Genomic DNA, 24,605 nt, shown 5'->3' with positions numbered 1-24,605 from the left:
GGCGAGTTTTGAACGCGGAGATCGCGGCACCGCTCGACTGGAAGGGATCACACCGGCTCGGGCAGGGGGACGGTCTGCAGGTGCCGCTACCCGTTCAGCTGCGTGCCGATCCTCTGATCCACGTTCTCTCACTCAGAACGGCCATCGCCGTCGCAGGATCGGTGATGCGCGCGGCGAGGGTGGCGCGAGCGAGATGCGGAGGAAGTGCCGCGGTGAACTTCAAACCCTGCAGCGCGCTGGGATCGATCTCGGGCAACGGCCTGCTCCGAGCGGTGCGAAGCTCTGCAAGTCCGGCACCGATGTCGGCCACGTTCAGATCGGAGTGCAGCCGTAGCGATTCCGCGCCGACTCGCTGACGCGCCGGCACCAGGCCCGGTGCCCAGGCGGCGAGTGTTCGATTGGCTCTGATTCCCGCCCAGGTCCACCAACGCCACTCGTTCCGGTCGTCACGGGCGATGACGAACGCACCGTCGGTGATTTGATCGGCTCGCACCCCGCGCATGACCTCGAGGGTCGCCGCGGCGCGCTTCGTGAGAGTCACGCCGGAAGGGAGAGCGCCGAGCAGCACTTCCCTGATCGCGCGGGTGACGGCGAAGGAAGCACCCTCGGGCACCGAACTCCACTTGGCTCGACCGGGAATATCGGTGGTTTCGACGTAGACCTGCCGCCGCTTCCAATCGATGTGGGTGACCTTCCAAGATCTACCGCCCAGCAGCAGGATGCGTGCGCCTTCGACGGGGTCGGTGAGCACACTCGATTCCACGGAGCCGATCTCTTGCCGTCCCGCGAGCACCAGGAATTCGGGCGCGGCGGTGAATACGGCGAGCAGATCCATGAAATGCCTTCGGCCGAAATGCTTCTCGGCCTCTGGGCCGATGAAGGCACTGCCGGAGTCGTGTTCGAGGAACCCTTCGGCGAGCAGGTGCTCGAAGATCTCCTGTCCGTCGGCGTCGAACAACGGCAGCGCACCCCACGCTTTTTGCCAACCGCTCAGTGGCACCCGTCGCGTCTGTAACGCCGCGGCCAGCAGTTGCTGGGCGGCGATGTGCCGCGGTTGCGGGGGCGCGACGACCGGTTCGACCCACCCGGACGACCAGCACTGCAACATCCCCAGCGTGTCCAGGACCGCCTGGTCGGTGATACCGAGGAACAGGCAGTTGCGGGTGGTGCCGGGGCGGCGGCCGGTGCGGCCGAGACGTTGCAGGAAGGACGACACGGTTCTGGGGGCGTTGATCTGGATCACCCGGTCCAGGTCGCCGACGTCGATGCCCAGTTCGAGCGTGGAGGTGGCGACGATGACGCAGTCGCGGGCCTCGGCGAACGCCTGTTCCGATTCGCGGCGCTCGGCTGCGGAGAGCGAGGAATGCGAGAGGAAGGTGGTGATCGAGCGTCTGCGCAGTTCGGTGCCGAGTTCTTCGGCCAGCCGTCGCGAATCCACGAACACCAAGCGCTTCTCGCCCGCGTGCAAGGCGGCGATCACCTTGGCGGCGTTCTCGACGCTCCCGACGGAATCGACGGTGATCTCCGGCACGACGGCGTTGCCGGGGACAGCCGGGGCGAGGACTCGACCGGGTCCGCCGGAGCCGCCTTGCAGCCAGCCGAGCAGTTCGTCCGGGTTGCCGACGGTGGCGGACATGCCGACTCGTTGCAGCCGGCGTCCGAGAAGCGTTTCCAGGCGGGCGAGGACGGCGAGCAGATGCCAGCCACGGTCGTCGCCCGCGAAAGCGTGCACTTCGTCGACCACGACGGCACGAACCTCGCCGAGCAGTTCACCGGCGTCGACACTCTCCGACACCAGCATCGATTCCAGCGACTCGGGAGTGGTGAGCAGGATGTCGGGCCGGTCGCGCTTGATGCGGCCGCGCGCCGATGCGCCCACGTCGCCATGCCAGGTCGTGGCGGTGCGACCGAGCCATGCGGCGTATTCGGCCAGCCGCGGCTGCAAATTGTTCAGCAGCGCTTTGAGCGGGCAGATGTAGAGCACCGAGATCCCGGTCCAGCGCTCGGCCTGCATGCGGGTCAGCAACGGGAACGTCGCCGCCTCGGTCTTCCCGCCGGCCGTGGGGGCGAGCAGGATCGCGTCGGCGCCCTCGGTAATGGTCGCCACGGCCTCGTCTTGGAGCGGTCGAAGGCCGGGCCACCCGAGCGTGTTGACGATGTGGTGTTGCAAAGCGGGATCGAGCCGGTCGAATCCCGTCATCTACAGCTCCACATCGTCGGCGGTGGCCGCGACACGCTCGGTGTCGGTGAGTTCGGTCGCGGTGACGGTGAGTGCGTAGTGCCGTCGCGGATCGAAATCGGGGAACTGGTCCACCCGGTCGAGAACGTCGAGAACCAGCTTCTTCAAGAACAGGCGCGGCGAGATTCCCACCTGCCCGCCGAGCTTGCCCGCCACGGCCGAGGCGAGGTCGCGCAGGTACGCGTCGTCCACGAGCGCGCGTATCCGGTCGGGGGCGGCCGCACCCTCGGCATAGACGCCGCGCACGCGCATTCCCACTTCGACCAGCCGGTCGAGGTCGAAGCCGGCGAGCCTTATCTGCGGCGCGCGCGGGTTGTCGAACCGGGCGTCGGTGGTGAAATCGGTGTGCAGACGCTGGGCGAGCGGCGGAAGCGACTGGACGCCGAGCCGGCCGTCGAAGAAGGCCGGGGTGCCGGTGATGAGCAGATACAGCCCCGGATAGCGGCCCGAATCGAGTTCGTCGATCCACTGCCGCAAAGCATTGAGAGCTTTGGCTCGACTGTCCGATCGCATCCGCTGCAAAGTCTCGACTTCATCGATCACCAGCAGCAGTCCAGGATGCCGAGCGCCGCGCAACACCGCGAGCAGGCCCTGGAGGAATCCCATCGCCAGGAAGTGATCGACCTCCTGGCGCACCCCGGCCGCGCGTTTGGCGGCCGCGCCCACGTGGGGTTGCCCGCCGAGCCAGGCGACCAGCGCGTCGGCGGTGGCCGCGTCGCCGTCGGCGAGGGCGGCGCGGTAGGCCCGCAGCACCATCGGATACACCGGTGTCGCCGACGCGACGGTGGCCAGGCGCTGTTCGAGCAAGGCGTCGACCTGCTCGGTCGTGGCCTCGTCCACACCGGCGGCGGCCGCGGCGTCCTCTTCGACTCCGAACAGCCACGCGTCCAGCACATTGCGGAACGCCGACGGCGGAAACGCCGCGGTGCGCAAGGATTCCGTGGTGCGGCGATAGACGGTCTCGAGTTTGTGCAACGGCGTCTCGAGCTCGCTGATCTGCACCTCGGCGACGGCCAGTCCGCGACGCATCGCCCGCTGCTGCATCCAGCGGGCGAAGAAGGTCTTGCCGGAGCCGTATTCGCCGCGTACCGCTTTGAACAGGGAGCCGCCCGCCGCTACGGCCTCGAGGTCCTCGTCCACGGTGGGCGCGAATCTGTCGATGCCGACAGCGAGCACGTCGAGACTGCCTGCCGGAACGGTGCCCTGGCGCAGCGCCTGGAGGATCTCGCGCCGCCGCACCGGCGAGAGCGCCGTCACGGGGCCACGCCGTACTGCTCGAACATCAATGTGGTCTCGAGTTCGACTTCGACCCCGTTGTCGGACAGGACCACGACCCCGTCGGTGTTGAGCACCTGCGCCAGCACCGCGATCGCGGCGCGGGCGCGGGCGGGCTTGACCTCGAGGATCTGGGCGGCGCGGCTCGACGGCAACCTGCCGTTGCCGTCGATCAATTCCCGCAACAGGCGTCCGATCACCGTCTTGCTGAACTTCGGCCGGAACAGTCCGTACTGCTGCTTGAACAGATCACTGCCCAGCAGCTCCGCGACACGGTCCCTGTCCCGGGCTACGGGTTTCGCGGCGGCGGTTGTCCCTACCTCGAACAGGGCGTCGACGGGCGCGGCGGGCTTCGGCGCGGCGGTCGGCTTCGGTCGCTTCACGGGTGTGCCGGTGATCGGCGCGGCGACGGGCTCGATGATCTCGCGCGCGGTGGTCCACCATGAGGGCAGCGGCGGCGGCACGACGTCGAGCCCGAGATGCTGCGGCACCGCGCCGTTGACGAGAATCGTCACCGGGATCACCACCTCGGCCGGCGTTCCGCCGCCGTGGTAGCCCGCTTTGAGGCCGGTGTAGCGCAGTTGCTCGTCCACGGCGAGGATCGCGCGCCGCTGGCCGGACAGTACCCGTTCTCCGGTGACCAGCACCTCGTCGTCCCGAACGTCGGCGTCCGCCTCCGAGGCGGGCCGGTAGCGAGCCGAGATCTGCTGGCCGCGTTGCACGCTGGGTTGTTCTCGCCGTTCCACCACGTGCCCGTGGTCGCTGACCAGGACGACGGTCCGTCCGACGGCGGCCGCCGCCGTGAGCAGCGGGTCGAGATGTTTGAAACTCGCTGTGCTCCAGAGTGTTCCGATCGGATCGGAACGGTCGAGCGCGTCGTCGATGTCGTTGAGCACGCAGGCGACGACCGGGCGGCGCAAGGTGTCGTCGACCGCGTCGCGCACGTCTTCGGCGAGGGCGTGATTGCGGGAGACGAGGTCCAACGCGCCCTTGTGGAACAGCACCGGTCCGGTCTCGCGCCCAAGGCCATTGCGCCGCAGCCAGTCCGAGAAACCCGACAGTTCCTTGTCCTGGCCGCCCTCGGCGAGAGCGCCGGTCAGCAGCGAGCATCGCGAGAACCGGGTGAGGGTCGGCAACACGGCCAGCGCGGCATGGGGGCCTTCGGCGCCCGCGAAGCGGCACTCCTGCCACTGCGGCCGGTGGCGGCGCAACGCGTCGGCGACCACTTCGTTGGACACCGCCGCGCTCATCCCGTCGGCGATCACGAGCAGCACCGGCGACCGTTTCGGACCTCCGGACGCCACACCACCGCCCAGCCCGCCTGTCGCACCGAAGGCGGGGGCCGTGAGAGGTTTGACGACGCGGTCGAGAATGTCCTCGACGTAGAGCAGTTCGCTCGACGAACGGTGGCCGCCTTCGGCACGCAGTTGCCGCGCGAACGCGCGGTCGGCGTGCGCGCGCCGCTCGCGGACCGCGGTGACGATCCGATCCGCGACCTCGGCGAGGTCGCGGTTGTCAGCGCCCACGAAGGCGTCGTTGACGGCGTCGTCCACCCAGGACAGGTCCTGCCGGTAGTAGGTCAGCCAGTCGGCGAGTCCGCCGGGCGTCGGCCAATCCAGGCCACGACGGCGCAGCAGCCGCAGCGCGGCCGCGGCGACCCGCACATCGCGCGGCGCGTCCATGGTGCCCGCATGCGCGGCGCGATGGACGATCACGTCGGCCCAGGCGTTCTCGGCGGCAGCGAGATTCCCGGAGTCGGCGGCGGCGCGCAGCGCGGCCGCGAAGTGCGCGATGCGCGGCGCCAACGCCATGGGCAGCACATCCGACCGCGCCACCAGCGGCTGCGCGTGCAACCGGCGCACGGCGTCTTCGGCGCGCCGCAGCACGTCGTCGGGAGCGTCGGTGCCGGACAACGCGAGCGTGGCCGCGTTGCCCCACGCGGTGAGCTGCTGTTCGGTGAGCGGATGACCGCGCAACTCGACTTCGAGGAGAGTGCGTACCTTGACGAGGATGTCTCGTGGGACGGCGAAGGAGGTGCTGGTGTCCCCCAGCAGTGCCGCGACCAATCCCAGTGGCACCAGTTCGGCGGGGCCGCGCGTGCGCCACACGGCGACGAAGGCGGGCCCGAGTGCGCCGAGCCGGTTGCCGATCCAGGCGTAGAACTGTTCGAGCAAGGCTGGATCGGTGCTCTGCGCCCACACGTCGAACCGTGCGGTGGCCGCGGCTTTCATCGACCACAGGGCGATGTGGTGCGGGGTGTATTCCGCGCTGTTGAGCGCGAATTTCTGCTCCGCCAGTGTCGCGAAGAGGTGATCGTTGGTGAGCACCCCGCGGGGTGCGGGCGAGGGCGTCCCGCTCAGGTCGCGCAGCGCCGCCCGCGCCGCGTCGTTGTTCAGCGACAGGAGGTGGAACTCCTGTCGGGAAGCCCGGAACAGTTCGCGCAGCGCCGGCCACGGGTCCAGGTTCGACAATCGCCCGGCGGTGAGGTGTTCCAGGATTCCGGCGGGCAGTTCCGCGGATTCGCGGTCGGTGAGGATCACGACCCAATCGTTGGCGTGCCGCTCGGTGAGCGCGTCGCGGATCGCGAGCACGCTGGGCGCGACACGCACCCGCACCGTCTGACCGTCCAGGTCGAAGGCCTCCGGCCCCGACCACACCGGGGCGGCCGCGATCGCCAGCACACCGCGCTTGTAGTTCTTGGTCCGCAGCCCCACGACTTGGCTGCGGATCGCGGCGAGATCCGCTTCGGGCAGCGTGGACGCAGCGGTCACGGCTCGACCCTGTCGATGGTGACGGTGAACGTCGCCTCGGGATGCGCCAGGAGCAGCTCGAGCAGCTGAGCCTCGACGGCGGAAAGCCCTTCTCTTCCTCGCAGAGTCAGGGTGAGGCTGAGACGGTCCGACGACCCTGTGGGCAGCTGCGCACGCCGGTCGGCGGGAACCGGCACGGGTTCGGGCACGGGAGTCTGCTGGGTCGGGTGTACCCGCGCGGCGATGCCCGCCTCGAGCCACGCGTCGCGCGCCTGGTCGGCGACGCGCAGCGCTTCCCCGAGCGGACGCGCGAGTTCGTGCTCGGTGAACGCCTTCGCGAGGCCCGCGACGATCGCCGCCGCCTGCCGTCCCCGGTCGTCGTCGGCCTCGGCGGCGTCGCGCAGCAGGTCGAAGCGCGGCAGGTTGTATCGGCTCACGGCGTCGGCGACCGCGCCCGCGCTGGTCAGGCTCTTGCCCGCCTCGTGGTCGCTGCCGCCGATCTCGGTCTTGGCGATCGCCTCCACCACGGCGAGGTTGTCGAGGTGGTTCAGGCGGGCGTCGAGCATCTCGTTGAGGTCGCGGGCGAGGGTGAGCCGCTCCCCCGATTCCAGCCCGAAGTACTGGTAGGAGCGGGTGAGCGCGTCGAGCAACCGCGACCGGTCGGCTCTGCCCGTGGCCGCGTGCTCGCGCACGTGCTCCACGAAGGCCGCGACGTTGGTGGCGGTGAGGTAGTCGTTGAGGACATTGCCGGTGAGCGTCTTCCATCGCGCGCACGCCCGCGTCCACACCTGCCGGTCGGGCAGCGGTTCCAGCCGCAGGGTGGTACCGCGCCGGAATTCGCCGATGGCGGGTTCGTCGATGGGCGAGGAGTACAGGAACCAGGACCGTTTGCCTTGCGCCGCCCACGCGCCCGCGACGAGGTCGACCATGTCGTCGGTCAGTCCGCGCTTGGGTCCGCTGGCGACGATCGCGCTGCGCAGTTCCTCGAGGGGGACTTCACCGGCCTCGTCCAGTCCGGCGCGGGACAGTTCTTGGGTGATGCGGTTGCGCCAGGTCGCGAAGTGCTCCGGCCCGGCCAGCAGATGCGTGTCGTTGGTGCGCGCGATGCCGAGCGATTCGACGATCCGCCGCACGATATCGCGTTCGCCGCGCTCCAACGGAATCCGCCCGTCCACCACCGCCTGCGCCTCCCGCAGCCGGGCGAGGGCGGTGTTGAGCTGACGGCGCGTGATGAGCTGCTCGGCCGGGGTGAATTCCGGATGGTCCGGGTACAGCGCCGCGAAGGCGTCGTCGATCAACCGGTTCGCGGCTTCGCCGAGATTGTGGCCGATGGGCGGCTGCACGGTGAACCCGGCGTGCAGCGAACGCAGCGGCGGTTGATCGTCGGGGAACCTCACTCCGGTGGCGACCCCGTAGACGACCTGGATGGCGTTTCCGAGCTGGCTGCGCACCTGCGTCTGCTGCTGTTGCAGAATCGAGCGGGCGGCGGCGCGGTCGGCGTCGGACAGCTCGTTCGCGTACGAGGCCCACCGATCACCGGCGAGCACATAGTTGAGGATGACCAGCCGCCCGAGCTGCCGGTTCATCTTCTCGTTGAAGAAGGCGGGCAGCCAGACGACGGTGAACCGGTTGTGGCCGGTGCGCAGCAGCTCGTCCACGCGGTCGTGGTCTTCGCCGGTGGTGTGGCCGGAGTCGTCGAACGGCAGGTCGACCACCAGCCGCAATGCGCCGTCCACCGAGGGCCGGAACGCCTCGTCGGGCAGGTAGCCGTGGTCGCGGACGTTGCCGAACACCACTTCCACCTGCCGCTGGGTGCCGCGCCAAACGCGCTGGCGCAGCAGGGCATTGTCGACGGTGTGCTCGGCCCCGATCACGCCGAGCTGTTCGGACAGCAGTTCGCGGATGAGTTCGCGACGGCGTCCGTCGGTGTCCTCGGCCTGGGCGCGGCGCACGATCCGCTCGTAGTCCACCGATTCCAGCGTCACCGAGATGATCGGGTTGGCGTCGGCGGTGACGGCCAGTTCCGGGATCTCGGCCGCCCACTGCTTGACCTTGCCGGTGATCTGACCGATCTGGTCGTTCGGCACGAGGCTGATGACGCTGCCGTGGTTGAGCGAGGCCAGCCGGGAGGCGTCGATCTGCTTGAGCGCGGGCACATTCGGCGCGACCGCCGACATCAGCAGCGTCTTGGCGATGCGGATGTCGGCGCGCAGCCCCGGCGGCACGTCCTTGTCGGGCGTGGACTCAGGCACATTCGCGTTGCGGAACAGCAGCGGCCGCAGTTTGTCGGTCCACAGCGAACGCGCCGTTTTGAAGGTGTGCACGGCGGCGTCGTTGATGGGGGTCGCGTTGGCGCTGTCGATGATGTAGTCGAATGCCTCGCCGACGGGGATCACGTTGTCGATGGTGAGGCGGTCGGCGTTGTCCTCGAGCATCTGCTGCATCACCTTGAGCGCGGTGCGCTCGCGCTGCATCTGCCCCGACAGCTCGCGCAGGGTCGCGATGAGCGCCGGGGAGAACGGGTAGGTGAGCTTGAACGCGTCGGCGTCCGAACCGCGATGCCGGTCGTCGGTGTTGATGCCGTCGAGCAGCACGTCCCACACCTGCGGGGTGCGGTCCAAGCGGGCGAAGGCGGCGTCGAGGGCGGCCTCGGCCTCGGCGTCGCGGGGACGCAGCAGTCGTTTGTGGGCGATGTAGGGCAGGTTCTCGTCACCGAGGGTGACCAGCCCGAAACGGCCTTCCTGGTGGGCGAAGGCGCGTTCGACGGCCTGCTGGATGGCGCCGGCGTCGGGGCCGCTGGCGACCCATTGGGCGAGGTTGTGCTGGCGCGCGACGAACGAGACCACCGGTACCGCGAGGCGGCCGCGGCTGGTCTCGACCAGTTTGGTGATCTTCTGGACCTCGGCGTTGAACCGTTCCCGTTCGGTGATCAGGAACGTCAACCACAGCACCAGCTCGTCGAGCATGAGCACCACGCCGTCGTAGCCGAGCGACGCGGCGTGATCGGCGATGACCGCCAGACCGTCCTCGAGCGAGAGCCAGTCGGTGTTGCGCGAGTAGCTGGTGAAGTAGGTGGCCACCAGCGCCTGTTGCAGGCGGGCGCGTTCGGCGGGGGCGGCGTCGGGCGCGCTCGCGGCGGCATAGGTGGCGGGTGTCCACGCGGCGGCGGCTTGGCCGAGCGCCGACCAGTCGACGGTGGTGCTCGCGCGCGGGGTGCCCGAGGCGTTGAGCGCGGCGAAGAACTTCTCGTCGCCCACTTCGCGCCGCCGGTTGTCGGCGTCGTCGAACAATCCGCCCGCGGAATGCAGCACGGGCGGCAGCGTGCCGGGGTGCAGGGTGGTGATCTGGCGCAGGTACTGGTCGAACAGCGCGGACTCGACGGTGGTGGCGTCGAGGAAGTGGAAGGTCAGGCGCAGCAGGTTCGCTTTGTTCACCACCGGGTGCTCGGCGACGATCGGTTGCAGTTCCGGCACCGCCAGCGCTTTCGGCGCGTGCCCGAGGATGCCGTGCAGCACGGCCATGAAGTGCGACTTACCGGAACCGAACGAGCCGTGCAGGAACGCGGCCTTGTTCTCGCCGGTCCGCAGCGCTTCCTCCACGACCTGGAGCGCGGAGTCGAAAGCCTCGGCCAGGGCGGGGGTGACGACGTAGGAGTCGACGGTCGCGGCCAGGTGCTCCTCACCGACCGAATCCGACAGCCGCAGCACATAGTCGTTGGTGCCGTGCGATTCGGGAATGTCGAACGTCTGCCGCAGCGTGCGCGCGGAGCCGGAGGCGCCGGGGAACACTATTGGCCTGCCTTTCGGGTTGCTGCCTTACGAGCGCGGGTCTTCTTCTCCGGCCGCCACTGCGCGAGATCCTGCACCGGCACACCGACAGCCGCGGATTTCTCGGCCAATTGGTTGCTCAGATACTCGGCCAGATCGACGCCGAGATTGGGGTCCACGCCGGAATGCCACTGCTTCACCCACGGCAGCACCTCGGCGATGCCCGCGACCACCGGCACCAGCGACGCCAGCGGCCTGCCCTCGGATTCCCGCCACGCGTAGATCGTGGCCAGAGCCAGACCTTGCTGCGCGTGATTCCAGCCCGCCCAGCCGAGCAGCGGCGTCGGGTCGGTGTCGCGGCCCGCGTCCGGGTAGGCGATGAACCGCTCCTTGGGGACATCGAGCTTGCCGCGATGCGACCAGTACGAGGACTTGAGGAAGTCGGCGCTGGCGTACTTCGGCGGCACCGGGATATCGGTGGCCTCGATCAGACCGGCGTCCTCGTCGCGCTGCATATCCCACACCCGCTCCCACTCGGCGCGCTTGCGCAGACCGGAGTCCTTGTAGCGGAGCGCGGCGAGATAGGGGACGGCCTCGTCGGCCAGCAGCTTGACCAGCGTGGCGGTGACCGGCGCGTCCTTCTGTCCTGCCCACAGGTCGAGGGCTTCGATGAACTCGGGGCTCTTCTCCATATGCCCGGCGAGTTCGCCGACGGACCGGGGCAGAGGTGTGCCCTGGGGAGTGAACCACAAACTCGGGTCCTCGAGCTTATCGAGCAACCAGTCCTTCAGTGCGCGATGCAGTTTGGTGTCCCAGGAGTCGCCCGCCCAGCGTCGCTTGTACTCGGGGCGTTCGAGGAGGCGGATAAACGCGTTCGATTCGATGATGGCCAAGCGCTTTTCAACAATTTCGCGGTACTCGGCAGGCCAATGTGCGGGGAGCTCGGTGATCGGTATAGAGCCATGGCGGGAAAACCACTCGGTTTCGGAATCACCGATAGCAATCTTTCGCGCGAGGGTGATCTCAAATGCGCGTTCGCCGAAAGCGATACCTGGTGCTAGACCGACGGGCAGACTGAGATCCTCGTCGATCAAGCCGTAGTGGCCGTAGACCTCCCAGTCGAGCTCCTCCTGTTCGGCGATAGCGAGAGCTTGGATTCGCGCGTGCTCTGCGCGGGCATCGATGCAGGTCATACGCGTGGCACCATGAGCTTCGACCGCGGAGGCAGGCGTATGAGCGGCGACCTGTTGCATCATGTCGTCAAGGTGACGGGTTCGCTGCAACGAGTAGCGTTCAGGCAGTGGAAACGCTTGGAGCGTAGTTCCATTGAACTGATAACGAGGCTCCCAGGCTTCGTCACCGATTCCTCCGCCGATACCACCGTTTCCTTTGTTAAAGCAATTTTGCTTGAGCCAGAAGCATGCGGTCGAGCTGTTCAGGACGCCCAGCAAGCGCAGATGATCGTCCTCGGTAGCGCCTTTCGGCAGCTTGATCACCGGGGCGGTCTGCTTGAACACCTTGCCGCCACGGTCGAGCACAAAGTGGTTGTGAGTCGCCACTTCTGCGAAGGTGATGGAAAGTGGTGTGCGGTACGCGCTAGCCGTATGCTGCATGTAGCTCCACCAGCTCAGTCCCGCATCTGCCATGTTGCCTTGGAAAGTGCGGCGTTCCTGGAGAAGGCGACGGAGGGGCCACAGATCGCGCGGCGGATCAGTCACCTTCAGCATCGATGTCCCGTAAATGTAGGGGTAGTAGATCCCGTTGTTTTGCTTGCTACTCCAATCACGAATCTCTTCGCCGAGCACAAGCGGCCGGAAAATCGCATCGCTTCTGTAGCGCGGAAGATTGATCGGACGCATGAAACCTTCGTCTGCGCCAGCACGTATCGAACGCCCCACCGGTAGTTCGATTACCCGCGAAAGTGAGTAAGTGCTTGCTGCGGATATTTCGGCAAGAAGTGAGTTCGCTCCGCCACCGCTTAGACTCCAAGGGTGTTTGTGCAAGCTCTCCCTGGGAAGGTCGGTGACTGAGATCCACTGGTCTTGGTAATCAGCGTGACTCACATGCTGAGTAATCGAGCTCCAAACCATCCCCTCGGACGGATCCTCTGGTGCTCCGGGCTCACCCTGAATGCCGAGCACAGCCCGGACTGTGTCAATGACTCGCGCATGATTTCGGCCAACCAGAATAACCGTTGGAGTGCCGTGTCCGGGGATATGCGCGCCGGATGTGTCGACGACAAGACGTAGGTCTTTCCGTGCGAGAAAATCTTCGATCAACGGCACGCCGAACTCGCGCTTCATGAACGAGTTCGAGGTGATCTGCCCGACCCACCCTGCCCGGTCGCCGGGCTTCGCAAGGTCGAAGAACTTCTCCATAAATGGAACTGTGAGAGCGTAGGTCCCCTTGCAGTAGTGAAAGTTCTCCCGATAACGCGCATTCAGCGCCTTGTCGCTGACGGTGACGTACGGCGGATTACCCACCACCGCGTCGTACTGCCCCGGCGCGAGGAAGCGCCGCAGGACTCGTGCGTCCTCGGTGCTGTAGGTGAAACCCGAGGCCACAGCGTCCTTATCGAAGGCCACGTCTCCGAAATCGAACGCTTCCTTGCCACCCTGCTCCGGCCCATGCAGCAGCGAATCCCCGGCGACAAGGTTGAGCGTGAACTTCGGCGCGTGGACCAGAGTCGTCTCCTCACACGCCTTCATGGCCGCGACGATAAGGCGGAACTTGGCGATCGCCACCGCGAAGGGGTTCAAGTCCACGCCGTAGATCGAGGACAGCGCGTTGTCGACCCGCGTTCGAAGTTCGATCCCCGGTGCGTGCTTATGCCACCGCTCCACCAACCGCGCGAACGCCCCGAGCAGAAAGTGCCCCGATCCGCAGGTTGGGTCGATGAGCTTGAACCCTTCGAGCTGCCGGTCCTTCAACGCCGGTTCGAGAGTCTGGTCGAGGATGAATTCTTCTACGAACTCCGGCGTTTGCAGCAGCGCGTACTTCTTCTTCGCGAAGTCCGACAGGTCCTGATAAAGGTCGCCGAGGAAGCGGGTGGACAGCGATTCGTCGCGGAACGACCACACCAGTTCGCCAGAGTCGTCGGTCTGCCGCCAGAATCCGAGCAGCTGCTGCACCGCGTCCGAGGACGGCGCGATGATGTTCAGCGCCGCGTGCTCGTCCACCAGTGCCTGCGTCGCCGGGTTGCGGCGCAGGGCGTCGAAGGACTGTTCGAGCCATTCGCGGTAGGAGCAGTCCTGGTGTTCGCGGTAGAAGGCGTTCTCCGCGTCGACGGCGCGCTGCCGCAGCAGCGGGGTGGGTCCGGCGATCCAGACGGCGGTGTCGCCGAGTAGCAGGTTGTCTTCGCAGAAGCGCACGAATACCGAGGTGAGCAGCCAGCCGACGGCGGCCTGGGTGAGTTGATCCTCCGACCAGTCGGTCCACGAAGTGGCGGTGCGCTTTTCGCGTACGGCCTCCCGGTGCGTCTTGCGCCAGTTCTCCAGTTCGGGGGCGTCGGCGTGCAGGCGCTCGCGCATGTCATCGACCAGCTGGGTCAATCGCGGCTTGAGGGCCGCCGTCAACCGGCTTCCCGTGAGCGTCGCCGATGCCATCAGGCATGCTCCTTCGTTGTCGAATCATCGCGGTGCGCGACAGCGCCGAGCAGCGCCGTCACCTCTGTATCGTCGATCTGCGCGAACTGTTCCGGGCTGTTGATCGGCAGCCGCGTGCCGTCCACTTTCGAACCGGGACGCCCGCCCGCCTCCTCGCGTTGCGGCACCAGCGCCCACACCGCGTGCGGCGGGGGTGTGGTCAGGTCGGTCCAGCGGCCGAGCACGTCGAGTTGACCATAGGCGGCCAGTGTCGACAAGTCGGTGAGCACGACCGGGCCGGGGCCGGTGGTGACGGCGTCGACAAGATCGGGGATCGCCTGGGCCACAAATCGTTTCAGGCCTTCGCGGTCGGCGGCCGCGCCCGCATCGGCGGCGAGGATCATGTTCCAGTCGATACCGGCCGCGGCGGCGGCGGCCCGCAGCTTCGTCAACAGCAGCTCGGTCACGTCGATGCGGGTGGCGTCGAACTTCTCGGCCAGCGCGCGAGCGACCTCGTCCGACCTGCCGAGCGGAATCCCGAGCGCCCGGAACGTGCGCTCCTGTCGACTCGACCGGAGCAGGTACTCCACATCCGAGAGCCCGTGCTCGCGGCGCACCGGAGCCGCCGCGCTGGTGTGCCTGGTCGGCACATACGACGCGGCGGAGTGCTCCCCCGCGAACTCGTACCTGGTGAGCTCGGTGTTCCAGTGCATGTCCGGCACCACCGCCTGCACCACCGCGTCGAGCTCCGGTCGCCTCGGCAGCGTATGCGCCAGCGCCGGGAAACGCGCCGCCAGTCGCGATTCCAGCTCGGGCCGCCCGAACACGTCGGCGGAGGAGAGACCACGCAACACCACCCGCAATGCTTCCACGATCGGCATCGACCGGGCGTGCAGTTCGTCGCGCGAGGTCAACGCGACCTGCGTTGACGCTGCCGCCGCGATGCGCAGCAGGGCGTGTGCGGGAATCTCCACATCGTCGGCGGCCACACCCAGCAGACCCGCCGCGACTTCACGCAAGGCCGGTTCGGCGGCAGTGGGCGAAACCAATTGCGCGCCTTGGGCTTGCGCGCTCGCCACCAGACCTTCGGCGCGGAGGACGAGCTGGGCGGGCAGTTTGCGCGGAATCGCGGGCGTCGAGATCATCGCTACGGTTCCCGCGCCTTGCCTGCGCACCATATACACCTGAGTGGCATCGGCCTCGGCGGCGTCGGCGTGCGGGGGCGAAGCGAGCAGCAAACGCAGCACGCCCAAAGCGAGACGCTGCGGATCGCCGACTCCGTCGGTGTGCAGCGCGGAGGCGAGTTCACCGGCCAGCAGTTCCGGGGTCGACGCGCCGCCGGAGGATTCGAGCAGGTCGAGCATCCGCCCGTACAGGTCGGTGACGGCGGCCTCGAGCTGCGGATTCTTCGACCACAGCGCGGGAAATTCGCCGAAGATCTGCGCGATGCGGGCCGGGGTGACCCCAGCCCGCGCCGCCAACGTCTGATAGGTGACGAACGGATCGCCGGGGCTGTCGGTCTGTGAGCCGAGGACCAGTTCGACGATCTGGCGGCGCATCGCCGACGGCTTGGTGGCGGCGGCGCGCGCGAACATGTCGGCGAGCGCCGCGAGTGAGGTGCGCGCGGCGGACGGCTCGGGAACGGCCGCCGGAACCGGCGTGGGCTTCTTCACCGGCCGCGCCGGTTCGGCCGACTGGGCGGTGAACGCGGCGATCCACGCGTCCCGCATCGCGGCGGCGGTGTCGAAGCGGTGTTTGACGTTGCGCGCCAATGCTTTTCGGAAGAACTCCGCCAGCACTTCGGCGCGCGCGGACCCCATGCCCGCCGCCGTGAAGTCTTCGGCCGTGACGGCGACGTCGTCATCGAGAACCCGCGGATCGCTCAATCCGTCGCCGTAGACGGGGGTGCCCGCGGTCGCCATCTCGTACAGCACCACCGCGGCCGAGTACCGTTCCGCCGCCGAGTCGTAGGACGTGCGCGTCCCGGTGCCCAGGAACGGATCGCGATACGGCGGTGTGCCCGCCTCGATCTGGTCGACCGGCGCGCGCGAGAGCGAGAAGTCGAACAGCGCCAGCCGCGCCTTCGCCTTGGCCTTGCCCTCCGGCTTGGCCAGGCCGAGGTTGGAGGGCTTGAGGTCGCGATGGGTGATGCCCGCCGCGTCCAGCGCGACCACCACATCCAGCAGTTCCTTGCCCCAGGTGCGCAGCTGCGTCTCACCGAGCGGGGTGTAGCGCACCACGTCCGCGAGCGTCTGCTCACCGCAGTTGCTCAGCAGCAGCGCGCTGCGCTTGCCCAGGTCGAGCGGGCCCTCGATCAGCTCGACGACACCGGGCACCGGCGGCGACTGCCGGGCGAGTTCGGTGAGCACCTGCGCCTCGTCGTGCAGACGGGTCACGGCCGAATCGTCCAAACCGACCTTGAGCACGCGCAGGCGGTCGTCGTGCTCGCGATCGGTGACCAGCACACCGCGCGCGGTCGAGCCCGCGCCCAGTACCCGCACCACCTCGAAGCGGCCGCCGAGCAGCGCCCCCGGCGCGGGATTGAGCGGGTCGGCCTCCGACGCCGCCAGCCGATCGTGCCGGTAATCCATCAGCGCCGCGACGAACTGCTGGGCGCCGAACTGCGGGCGGCCTGTCTTGCGGTCGATCCGCATCCGCTGCGACACCGACGGCGCGGTCGCCTGCAAGACCAACGCGCGCAGCGTCTCCTCGACGAACCCGGAGCCCGCCGCGGCCAGGTCGAGACCGTGCTCGAGCCGTAGCCGCTCGAGCAGCGCGGCGCGATCCCTGGCGGGCGCTTGGCCGCCGGAGAGCAGGTAGTAGGCGAGCGCGCCGAGTGAGAACACGTCGAGCGCGAGCCGGTCGGCGTCCGGCGCCCACCGATCCTCGGGCGCCTGATACACCTCGTCGGCCGGCGCCATACCGGGACCGGCCGGTGTGCCGACGGACGTGGCCGACCGGGTGTCGGCGCTGTGCACCCGGCCGGCCCACGACCAGTCCGCCAGGCGGACGCAGACCCGGCCGCTGTCGAGCGCGTCGGCGTGGACGAGCACGGTACTCGGCCCCAGCCCCCGGTGCGCCACATGGTTGCGGTGGGCGTAGGTGACGGCCTCGGCGACCTGGGTGAGGATCTGCACCTGCTGATCGGCGGTCAGCTCGCGGGTGGCCAGCGCCAGGTCCAGCGGTTCGTAGCCGGGCGTGTCCGGGTAGACGATCACGGTGTTGCCGTCGTCATCCTGCACCAGGTCGAGGGGGGCGAGGATCGACTCGTGGCGCAGCGACGACAGCAACGAGAACTCCCGCTGCATCCGGCGATGCGCGGCCGCCCGCGCCTGCACCGGAGTGCCGCGGTGAAAGGAGACGACGCGGGCGCGCGCCCTGGCCTCGGTGCCCTTGTGGGTTGCGACCCACTCCTGCCAGTCGTCGCCGCTGGCCAGCGGGTCGCCGGTGATGGTCCACGAGCCCGCGTCGCGCTCGGTGCGTCGGGCGATGCCCAGGTTCCGCAGCGCGAGCGCGATGATCATCGACAGGTCCTCGTCCACCCGTCGCGTCTCGGTGGGCGGCTCGAGCAGGCGCGTGGAAATCGCGGGCAGACCCGTCGTGCCCTCGGCGCCTTCCGGCCCGAACAGGCTCGACTTCGCCAGATCCGACATCTCCACCTGGAACGGCGAACCGTGCAGGAACACCGCTTCCTGCACGAACGGCAGCGCCCGGCGCACCTTCTGCACATCCAGTCCGATGTCCAGCGCGACCTTGCGCGCCTCTTCATCGAGGCGGGTCGCCAGCCGCTGCGCCTTGCGGCGCGTGATAAGCAGCGGAGAGCGCTGGGTGCGTGTCTTGCCGCCGAGGGTGGTGCGCACCCAGCTCGTCTCGCTGCCCCGCAGCACGCCGGTGTAATGCTTGAGCTCGAGAAGATGCAATCGGCGGCGGCCCAGCACCAAGGCGTCGATCTCATGCCACTGGCCGTGGTTGTCCATGAACTCGAAGTTCGTCCACGCGCGGTAGGGCGGCGCATCGGGAACGATCCGCCTGAGCATCGCCAAACCGTCCGCTTCGTGCGGAAACGCTGATGTAGATACCTCGGTCCACCGGTCGTCGATACCTGCCACGTCACCACCTACCGCTCGGCCCCCCGCGGCCGGGGCGGGTCGCGTGCTTTCGGGGGTCGAGGTTACCAATCACCGCAGGACTCCGGGCGGCGGTCCGACCATCTGGTGGGTCGCCCGATGCGCGGCCGCGCGATTCGCGGTAGTCGCCACGGTGAGAGTTAGCCCCGAAGGCGCGGCGGTAGGGTTCCGACCAGCCGTGGGCTTCCCACGCGTCCGGTGGCAGGTCGGCTCGAATTACAGCGTCGACGCCTGGCAGCCCCATCGAAGGGGTGTCGAGACGGCATCGTTCGCCGATCCCGTCGTGTCACATGCTGGTTCCCCTGTGCGCGGCGCGAACTCAGTGCGCGGCGGATGTCCGGCAGCCGGATCGCCCTTATCGAGGCGGGAAACCGAATAGCCTGGCGACTTCTCGACATCCGCTCCGGCACGGTGTCGCGCGAACAGGTCATCATCAAGGGACCGTGCTCGGTCGGCGATGGCGGCGCGGCCGAGTCACCCGAGCCGATCGCCGAGTCTTGATGACCCATGCTGCTGAACCGACGACCCGCCCAGTAGGCACGGCTCGCGCCGACTGGGTTGTCGGACTTCCCCTACCAGGTTTGGAGCGATCGGCTCAGGGCAGGTCGAACTTCCCGCCCCGCACCGCCGACACGAACGCGTCCCACTCCGAGGGCGTGAACACCAGCACCCCGCCGTGCGGATTCTTCGAATCACGAACCCCCACACGCCCGCCGTCCAGATGCGCTATCTCGACGCAATCGTTACCAGCGGCACTACGGGTGCTCTTGAACCAGCGCGCTCCGGATAGATCAACGAACCCAGTTGAGGATCTCTGTCGGCAAGTCGATCACTGATTCACGGTGACTCGATCGGATGATGCGGTCCACCATTGAATCTGTCGGCACGGCTCGACGGCCACGATTCTCGTACTGCGCCGATGTTACGAGCCACGGCCGGCCAACTGTCGATCACCGAGAAGCCTGGGCAGCAACTCGGTCAGCTCTTCCGACGATGTGTCGTCCAGTTTGCCGTTCCCGTCGGCACTTCGCCCATGATCGCTTTCTACAGAAGCTCGATCTGATCAGGCTCGGGCAGTGCGTGTGGGCGTTCGTTCGTATACCAGGCGTACTCGATTCCACTGAGCCAGCCGTTCTCGACCCATAGCATGACCTCGCCGATCGGCGCTCCGTTGCGGTCGGTGACCGCTCCGCTGGCGAAGATCTCGTCCGGCGAACCGGATGCTTGCATCGCACCGGGCCGCACCGCCAGATCGACGCTGGGTGAGCCGACACCCCAGGTGGCGACGACCTGCGCATACAGCATCTGCGCCAGATACTTGGAGGCGGCGGGGGCGCCCGACGACAGCAGCTTGGTGACGACGCGGGTTTCGAGGTCGGTCAACGCTCGCGGCGGAATCGGTGTACTACTCATCAATCTCCTCGGTTCTCGCGCTACATCATGGAATGTATGCGGTGCCGATTTTGAAGACACCGGCGATCATTGCGCCGCGAATATGGACGGTTTGGCCATTGGAGGAATCCGATGAAACCCGAGACCCGGGCGGCGATCTGTTCCAGCTCGTCGAGGTCGACGCGAAAAGGCTGAGCATTGTCGACCATCACAACTCTGGAAGGTCCAGCGACCCGGTGAGCGTGATGGTGTGTACCCGCCCGCGCTCGGTCTTGATCGTCGAGGGTCGTGCTCGTGACACCGAGCAGTTCGGCCATGTCGGCCAGGGCGTCGAGAATGGTGTCCGCGCCCTGCTTGGTTTCGGTCCACCCGGCGCTGAACGAGTCGGCGGAAGTGCCCGCGCCAATTGGAGAGCAGCGCTGCGATGTCCGTGTCGAGCGAAGTCAAACCGTTGACCAGGGACTCGGCGACCTGCTGAACATACCGGCCGACATCGGTGACTCCCTAAGTTTGTAGGTGTCTGGGGTTGGTGCCGTGGATGCCCAGGGCGGTGGGGTGTAGCTGATGTGGTGCTTGCTTCTGTTGTGGCTCCGAAGGAATGGCTGCCCCACCGTGCTGGACGCTCCGGCCTCTGATTGAGATCTGATGCGAGTCGTCGCTGGTTAGGGACCTGATGGCGGGGCTGTCCACGGGCTTCGGTTGCGTGAACGGAAGTGTGAGAGTGGCTTTGCGCCAACGGATCTGGGTCGGCATCGATGTCGGCAAGGCCGCCCATCATGTGTGCGTGGTCGACGAGAACGGCAAGGTGTGCTGGTCGGGCAAGCTTGCCAACGATCAGCGAGCCGTCGAGGCGGTGATCGATCGGGCCCGCAAGACCGGGGTCGAGGTGCGATGGGCGATCGATCTGGTCAGCCCCCTGGCGGCGCTGTTGATCACGGTGTTGCTGGGTGCCGGCGAGTCGGTGGTCTACGTGCCCGGCCGCATGGTGGCCACCATGACCGGTATCTTCCGCGGTGAAGGCAAGACCGACGCCAAGGACGCCCGCGTCATCGCCGACACCGCCCGCATGCGCGCTGACCTGCAACCGGTGACCGCCCCCGACGACCTCGTCGCCGAACTGACCCAGCTGTCGAGCTACCGCGCCGATCTCATGAACGATTGGGTGCGCGGAGTCAACCAGCTGCGCGCCATGCTCGCCTCGATCTTCCCCGCGCTCGAGGCCGCGTTCGACTACTCGGCGCGCTCGCCGCTGATCCTGGTCGCGCGGCTGTGCACCCCGGCCGAGATTCGCGATGCCGGAATCGACGGTGTCGCAGCATATCTCACCGAGAACGGTGCCTGGCGCAAAGGCGTCGACGCGATGGCCGCGCAGGCGGTGGCCGCGGCCGGAACCCAGGACATCGCCGTGCCCGGCGAGGCCACCACCGCCATGCTGATCAAGCGGTTGGCGGCCAAGCTGCTCGATCTGGATCGTGAGATCAAGGACCTCGACAAGCAGATCACCGCGCGTTTCCGCGAGCACCCCCAGGCGGCGATCATCGAGTCGCTGCCCGGCATGGGCCCGCACCTGGGCACCGAGTTCCTGGTGAGCACCGGCGGCAACGCCCTGACCGAGTTCACCACCCCGGGCAGGCTGGCCTCCTACGCCGGGCTGGTGCCGATACCCCGCGATTCCGGCCGCATCAGCGGCAATCTGCACCGGCCCAAACGCTACAACCGCAGGCTGCGGCGCGTGTTCTTCATGGCCGCTCTGTCCTCCATCAAGAACGAGGGACCATCGCGAACGTTTTACCAGCGCAAACGTACTGAGCGGCTCATTCATACCCAAGCCCTCCTAGCGCCGGCCCGGCGCCTGGTCGATGTGCTGTGGGCACTGCTGCGCGACAACCGGTCCTTCGAGGTCGAACCCCCGAGCGTCAACGGAGTCCCGGCCGTGGCTTGACATCGTCATTGAGATTCCATCGGGCACCAGTGCGTGGACGACTCCCCGACTTTTCGGTCCGTAGGTCGATACCGATCTGGAACTCTGACGTGGCGAGATCGAGGACGGACGTGCGCGATCAAGAGACCGCGTGCCACACCACGGCTCTGTCACCCGCTCGTAGGGATCGGACGCGATGTCGCAATTCTTCAGCCGCCGCAGGCTTGCTCGGTGCGAGCCGGATGTAGGCGCCGAGGGAGTGCAGTTCGGTGATGTCGCGCAGCAAGGTCCATCCGGGCCAGTCGAGAAGGTCATAGCCGTAGGCCGCTGCGAAGCATGCTCGCTCGTGTTGTGGTTGATGAAAGTGGTCGGGCAATCCGTTCACCAGGTCGAGTTCGCGTGGGCCGATGCTGCATTGGTCCCAGTCGATCAGCACCCACTGCCCGTGATCGCAGACGGCGTTCTCGCTGTGGACGTCGACATGCACCAGGCCTTCCCCGAGCGGGAATTCGGTCTGGGTGAACTGGCTGACCAGTGCCTCGGCGCGGTCGCGCAGCCACGCCCGGTCAGAGTCAGTGAGTGCAGGTGTCGTCCGCTCGTCCTCGAGGGCTAGGGCTTCGAACAGCCGCCGCAGCGGCTGGTATCGAGGCACGGGGAGCGGCGGATGCGTTACCGAGTGCAGCCGCCGTACGAGTGTGCCGAGGTCGGCCGGGCCCGGCGGATCTGGCGAGGGTCGGTAGGGCCAGAACGTAGCGATCGCGCCGTTGGCGATAACTGGCTGGGTTCCGGACGCCGGAGTGAGCGCGACGGGTGGGGCTTCGGCTGTCAGCCACTGTGTGACGGCGACGGCGGTGTGAGCGCGCTCGCGCCGGTATGAGGTGTCGGGTGCCAGGCGCACGACGAGATCAGCGTGCGGCAGCGACCACACTGCGTTCGACCGATGATGCAGCAGTTGCGCGTCGCGGTCGTCGACGCCGAACTCCTGACACGCGGCGCGCACGGCTGCGCGACCGGGAAGCTGACTCTCGGTGGTCATGAGGCCGCAGCGGCGAGGACTGTCCTCAGATCGCTGCGCAATTCAGCGACGATCGGGTCGCCGTCGTGCCGGGTGGCAATACCGTCCAGGTCGCGGAGGCGGACGTAGCAGCGAGGTGAAGACACCTCGGTGATCGCCGTGATCGCCTCACGCCCGTATCGGTTGGCCGATTCGAAATCACCCGCTTGCAGACAAGCGCCGGCAAGGGTGGGCAAGGCGACGGCGCGGCTGCGCGCATGTTCGCTGGCGTGTCCAGCGATCGCGGTGGACAGACGCTCGACCGCCGATGGCGCGAACTTGGGATCGGAAAGCGACAGCAAATACATCGCATGGCCGTGTTGAGCGGCGATTTCCGCGGGCGTCACGAACCACGCCCAGGAGGGAGTTGTATCGGGTTCGGCAGCGGCGTAGCGGTCTTCGGATAGCCCGAGGGCGCGCTGGGTGGCTTCGGAGTCGTTCACGGAGGCCCAGCACCAGCCCATCACCGTGGCGATGTACCCGGCGGTGATGGTGCTGACCGGATGGCGCCTGTTGGCGGCGGTCGATGAAGCGAGCTGTACAAATTTCAGTGCTTCATCAGGTCGTTTCAAGTGCAGGGACTGGTGGGCCATGTCGAGCAGAATGCTGACCGTCAGGTCGGTGCTGCGCGGATGGTCTTGGCCGCGGTGCGCGGTTTGCAGGGCGTATGTCCACAGTTTGCGGGCCGAGTCGTGTTCTTCGATGTCGTAGGCCAGCCAGCCGGCCATGCTCGCCAGGTCGGCGGTGGCGATCCACAGACGTGTTCGAACGTCCGTGGTGCATGCGGCGCCTTCCAGGGCGCGGACTTGGTGCAGTTGGGTGAGTGCCGCGGTCCGGCAGAGTCCGCCGCCGTGCGCAAGGTCCCATCGCCGGAATCCTTCGGTGATGGCTTCGATCGCGTCGATGTCGGCGGAGCCGATGTGTGGTCGGGTGACTGGCTCGAGCCGGTCAGGGAGGATGCTGCCCAGCCGGTCGAGTTGCGGGTGAAGATGGGAACCGAGTGCGGCTGCGGTTGCCAGGGTGATGAAGTCTCTACGTTCCACCCACGTCACCTCCTCGCGGGCCAGATTACTCCCAGTCCCGGAGCCGAACCCGAGCAGCGAAGCGGGGATCGCGAAGGTATCGGCGATTCTGGCGACCAGCTTGGCGCTGATCAGGCGGCGTTCCCCGCGTTCGACGGCTGACACTCTGGACTGTGTGAGGTCGAGCAACGCGGCCAGCTGAAGTTGCGAGAGGCCGGTTGCTTCGCGAATCAAGTTGAACACGACGCTGAAGTCGTGGTCTGCCAGCGCCGCGCGGATCACGGGATCATCGAAGAAGTCGGCGGTGAGCGCATGCTTGAACCCGGCAGCGCAGGCGCAGTCGGCGCAGAGGTTTCCAGCGTGTTGTGTGGGCAGCGCCGTGCGGCATGTGCGGCAGATACGTCCCCCAGTATTCATATCTCACCTCAGTCGGTTGACCGCGATTTGTCTCACAGTATGCGGTGGATAGCTTCTACGTGCACAAATGACCCTTTCGCCTATCCCAGCCAGTTGTCGACGATGCGCAAGCCCCAGTGGGGCTAGTCCCGTCGGGCGTTGGGATGGCAAGCCGCGACCGCGAATCTGGGACCAGCACCCGATGCCGGGGTATGCGGTCGACTCTCTTCCACCCTTCGCGAGTGATCAGCAGTCGGGCGGAGCCGGATTCGGGCTGCGACCGGGCCCGGCATCGGCGTGCCCACCCACCCACCGACTGTCAGGGAGCTGTCGTGAGAATTTCGCAGAACACACGGGATCTGTGGCCGTGCAGTATCGCGACTGCGCGGCCGAGCCCACCGATTTGGATCTGGACCGCGCCCGCTTCATTCTCCACGCTCATGCCGCCCACGGCGGCGGATGTCTGCCCTACCTCGCGGCGATGGCCTACTCGTTCGGAACCGAGGTGTAGCCCGAGCATGCCCACCGAACACCACATACCCATGCTCACTCGTTCAACTTCAGCGACAACGACTGTGCTACAGGATGTCTCGCTCTCCGGGCCGGATTGCCGGCTGCCTCGGATTCCGGACTGGCACCAACTCGGCGCGGCATTCCGCGGCATGACGGGCCACAACCCGGGCGACCATCTGATCACGCGGTGGGCGCAGGCGCTGGCGCATCTGCACCGCACCCGCCGCGTCATCCCTGAACGCGCGACCGGAGTCGACCGACGCCGAGGCGATGTGGTCACGCTGATCGACAACTGGGTCGGCACCCACATTCAGCCACGACGCGGCACCGAACGCATAGGGCCAGCCGTGGATGCCCTGGCCGCCGCGTACGTCGATGCCGAACTGACGCTGGCGGCCGCCGAGCACGCCTCCGAACCCGCCGTGCATGAGGCATGGATCCACGTCAGCGCCCTGGCTGCCGACTGGGCTGACCTGATCACCGAAGTCGTCGACGGCCAACCGCCCGCGCCGCGGCCTGCCGGGCCCACCACTCCGATACATCCCTGATCGAAAGGACAGAACGA

Annotated in this window: 14 protein-coding genes and 1 pseudogene; 5 read left to right on the top strand and 10 right to left on the bottom strand. The window is 67.5% G+C overall.

Features of this window, described 5'->3' with window-relative positions; genetic code table 11:
- Positions 1–94 precede the first annotated feature (94 nt).
- From NA8_RS08210 to NA8_RS08185, 6 genes are read right to left on the bottom strand one after another with little or no spacing between them, the layout of a single operon-like run.
- Positions 95–2,200: a DEAD/DEAH box helicase gene (locus NA8_RS08210; RefSeq protein WP_063049772.1), complete on the bottom strand. Its 2,106-nt coding sequence runs from the start codon at positions 2,198–2,200 to the stop codon at positions 95–97.
- Positions 2,201–3,496, bottom strand: a complete 1,296-nt coding sequence (brxD, locus tag NA8_RS08205) for a BREX system ATP-binding protein BrxD (RefSeq protein ID WP_063049771.1) — start codon at positions 3,494–3,496, stop codon at positions 2,201–2,203.
- A complete protein-coding gene (gene pglZ, locus NA8_RS08200; protein ID WP_063049770.1) occupies positions 3,493–6,285 on the bottom strand; it encodes a BREX-2 system phosphatase PglZ in 2,793 nt (930 codons plus the stop codon). The genes brxD and pglZ overlap by 4 nt, the downstream gene beginning before the upstream one ends.
- Positions 6,282–10,052, bottom strand: a complete 3,771-nt coding sequence (locus NA8_RS08195) for a DUF6079 family protein (protein WP_063049769.1) — start codon at positions 10,050–10,052, stop codon at positions 6,282–6,284. The genes pglZ and NA8_RS08195 overlap by 4 nt, the downstream gene beginning before the upstream one ends.
- Complete coding sequence (pglX, locus tag NA8_RS08190) at positions 10,052–13,636, bottom strand: BREX-2 system adenine-specific DNA-methyltransferase PglX (protein WP_063049768.1); 3,585 nt, start codon at positions 13,634–13,636, stop codon at positions 10,052–10,054. Before pglX ends, NA8_RS08195 begins: the two co-directional genes overlap by 1 nt.
- Positions 13,636–17,724 carry a protein kinase domain-containing protein gene (locus tag NA8_RS08185; protein WP_063049767.1) on the bottom strand — a complete coding sequence of 1,363 codons (4,089 nt, stop codon included), beginning with the start codon at positions 17,722–17,724 and terminating at the stop codon, positions 13,636–13,638. The genes pglX and NA8_RS08185 overlap by 1 nt, the downstream gene beginning before the upstream one ends.
- A gap of 351 nt (positions 17,725–18,075) precedes the next feature.
- On the opposite strand from NA8_RS08185, the gene NA8_RS33570 reads away from it, so the two are divergent.
- A complete protein-coding gene (locus NA8_RS33570) occupies positions 18,076–18,243 on the top strand; it encodes a hypothetical protein (protein WP_157106581.1) in 168 nt (55 codons plus the stop codon).
- Between the two features lie 94 nt (positions 18,244–18,337).
- On the opposite strand, the pseudogene NA8_RS32535 reads toward NA8_RS33570, so the two are convergent.
- Positions 18,338–18,535, bottom strand: a pseudogene (locus NA8_RS32535) (DUF397 domain-containing protein); the annotation flags it as partial.
- 251 nt (positions 18,536–18,786) lie between these two features.
- Positions 18,787–19,155 (bottom strand): hypothetical protein, encoded by a 369-nt coding sequence (locus NA8_RS08180; protein WP_063049766.1) that lies wholly within the window; start codon positions 19,153–19,155, stop codon positions 18,787–18,789.
- A gap of 41 nt (positions 19,156–19,196) precedes the next feature.
- On the opposite strand from NA8_RS08180, the gene NA8_RS33565 reads away from it, so the two are divergent.
- Positions 19,197–19,589: a hypothetical protein gene (locus NA8_RS33565; RefSeq protein WP_157106580.1), complete on the top strand. Its 393-nt coding sequence runs from the start codon at positions 19,197–19,199 to the stop codon at positions 19,587–19,589.
- A gap of 266 nt (positions 19,590–19,855) precedes the next feature.
- A complete protein-coding gene (locus NA8_RS08170; RefSeq protein WP_063049764.1) occupies positions 19,856–21,076 on the top strand; it encodes an IS110 family RNA-guided transposase in 1,221 nt (406 codons plus the stop codon).
- Between the two features lie 118 nt (positions 21,077–21,194).
- Here NA8_RS08170 and NA8_RS08165 read toward each other — a convergent pair whose 3' ends face one another.
- Positions 21,195–22,091, bottom strand: a complete 897-nt coding sequence (locus NA8_RS08165; protein WP_063049763.1) for a phosphotransferase — start codon at positions 22,089–22,091, stop codon at positions 21,195–21,197.
- Positions 22,088–23,548 carry an NsdA family TPR-like regulatory protein gene (locus NA8_RS08160; RefSeq protein WP_084466613.1) on the bottom strand — a complete coding sequence of 487 codons (1,461 nt, stop codon included), beginning with the start codon at positions 23,546–23,548 and terminating at the stop codon, positions 22,088–22,090. Before NA8_RS08160 ends, NA8_RS08165 begins: the two co-directional genes overlap by 4 nt.
- A gap of 340 nt (positions 23,549–23,888) precedes the next feature.
- Between NA8_RS08160 and NA8_RS33560 the strand changes: the two genes are divergently transcribed.
- Together NA8_RS33560 and NA8_RS08155 are read left to right on the top strand one after the other, a co-directional pair.
- Complete coding sequence (locus tag NA8_RS33560) at positions 23,889–24,038, top strand: hypothetical protein (RefSeq protein WP_157106579.1); 150 nt, start codon at positions 23,889–23,891, stop codon at positions 24,036–24,038.
- A 151-nt stretch (positions 24,039–24,189) separates the two neighbouring features.
- Positions 24,190–24,588, top strand: a complete 399-nt coding sequence (locus NA8_RS08155) for a hypothetical protein (RefSeq protein WP_063049762.1) — start codon at positions 24,190–24,192, stop codon at positions 24,586–24,588.
- Positions 24,589–24,605: the final 17 nt, after the last annotated feature.

Origin of the sequence: Nocardia arthritidis NBRC 100137, from assembly GCF_001612765.1 — a bacterium.
Taxonomy (GTDB): Bacteria; Actinomycetota; Actinomycetes; order Mycobacteriales; family Mycobacteriaceae; genus Nocardia; species Nocardia arthritidis.
This window is presented reverse-complemented; position numbering and strand designations above follow the sequence as displayed.

Coding starts and splice junctions, on each gene's coding strand:
- pglX (WP_063049768.1), bottom strand. CDS start 13,636: ATGGCATCGGCGACGCTCACGGGAAGCCGGTTGACGGCGGCCCTCAAG.
- NA8_RS33570 (WP_157106581.1), top strand. CDS start 18,076: ATGTCCGGCAGCCGGATCGCCCTTATCGAGGCGGGAAACCGAATAGCC.
- NA8_RS08165 (WP_063049763.1), bottom strand. CDS start 22,091: ATGACCACCGAGAGTCAGCTTCCCGGTCGCGCAGCCGTGCGCGCCGCG.
- NA8_RS08155 (WP_063049762.1), top strand. CDS start 24,190: ATGACGGGCCACAACCCGGGCGACCATCTGATCACGCGGTGGGCGCAG.
- NA8_RS08160 (WP_084466613.1), bottom strand. CDS start 23,548: ATGAATACTGGGGGACGTATCTGCCGCACATGCCGCACGGCGCTGCCC.
- NA8_RS08180 (WP_063049766.1), bottom strand. CDS start 19,155: ATGAGTAGTACACCGATTCCGCCGCGAGCGTTGACCGACCTCGAAACC.
- NA8_RS08210 (WP_063049772.1), bottom strand. CDS start 2,200: ATGACGGGATTCGACCGGCTCGATCCCGCTTTGCAACACCACATCGTC.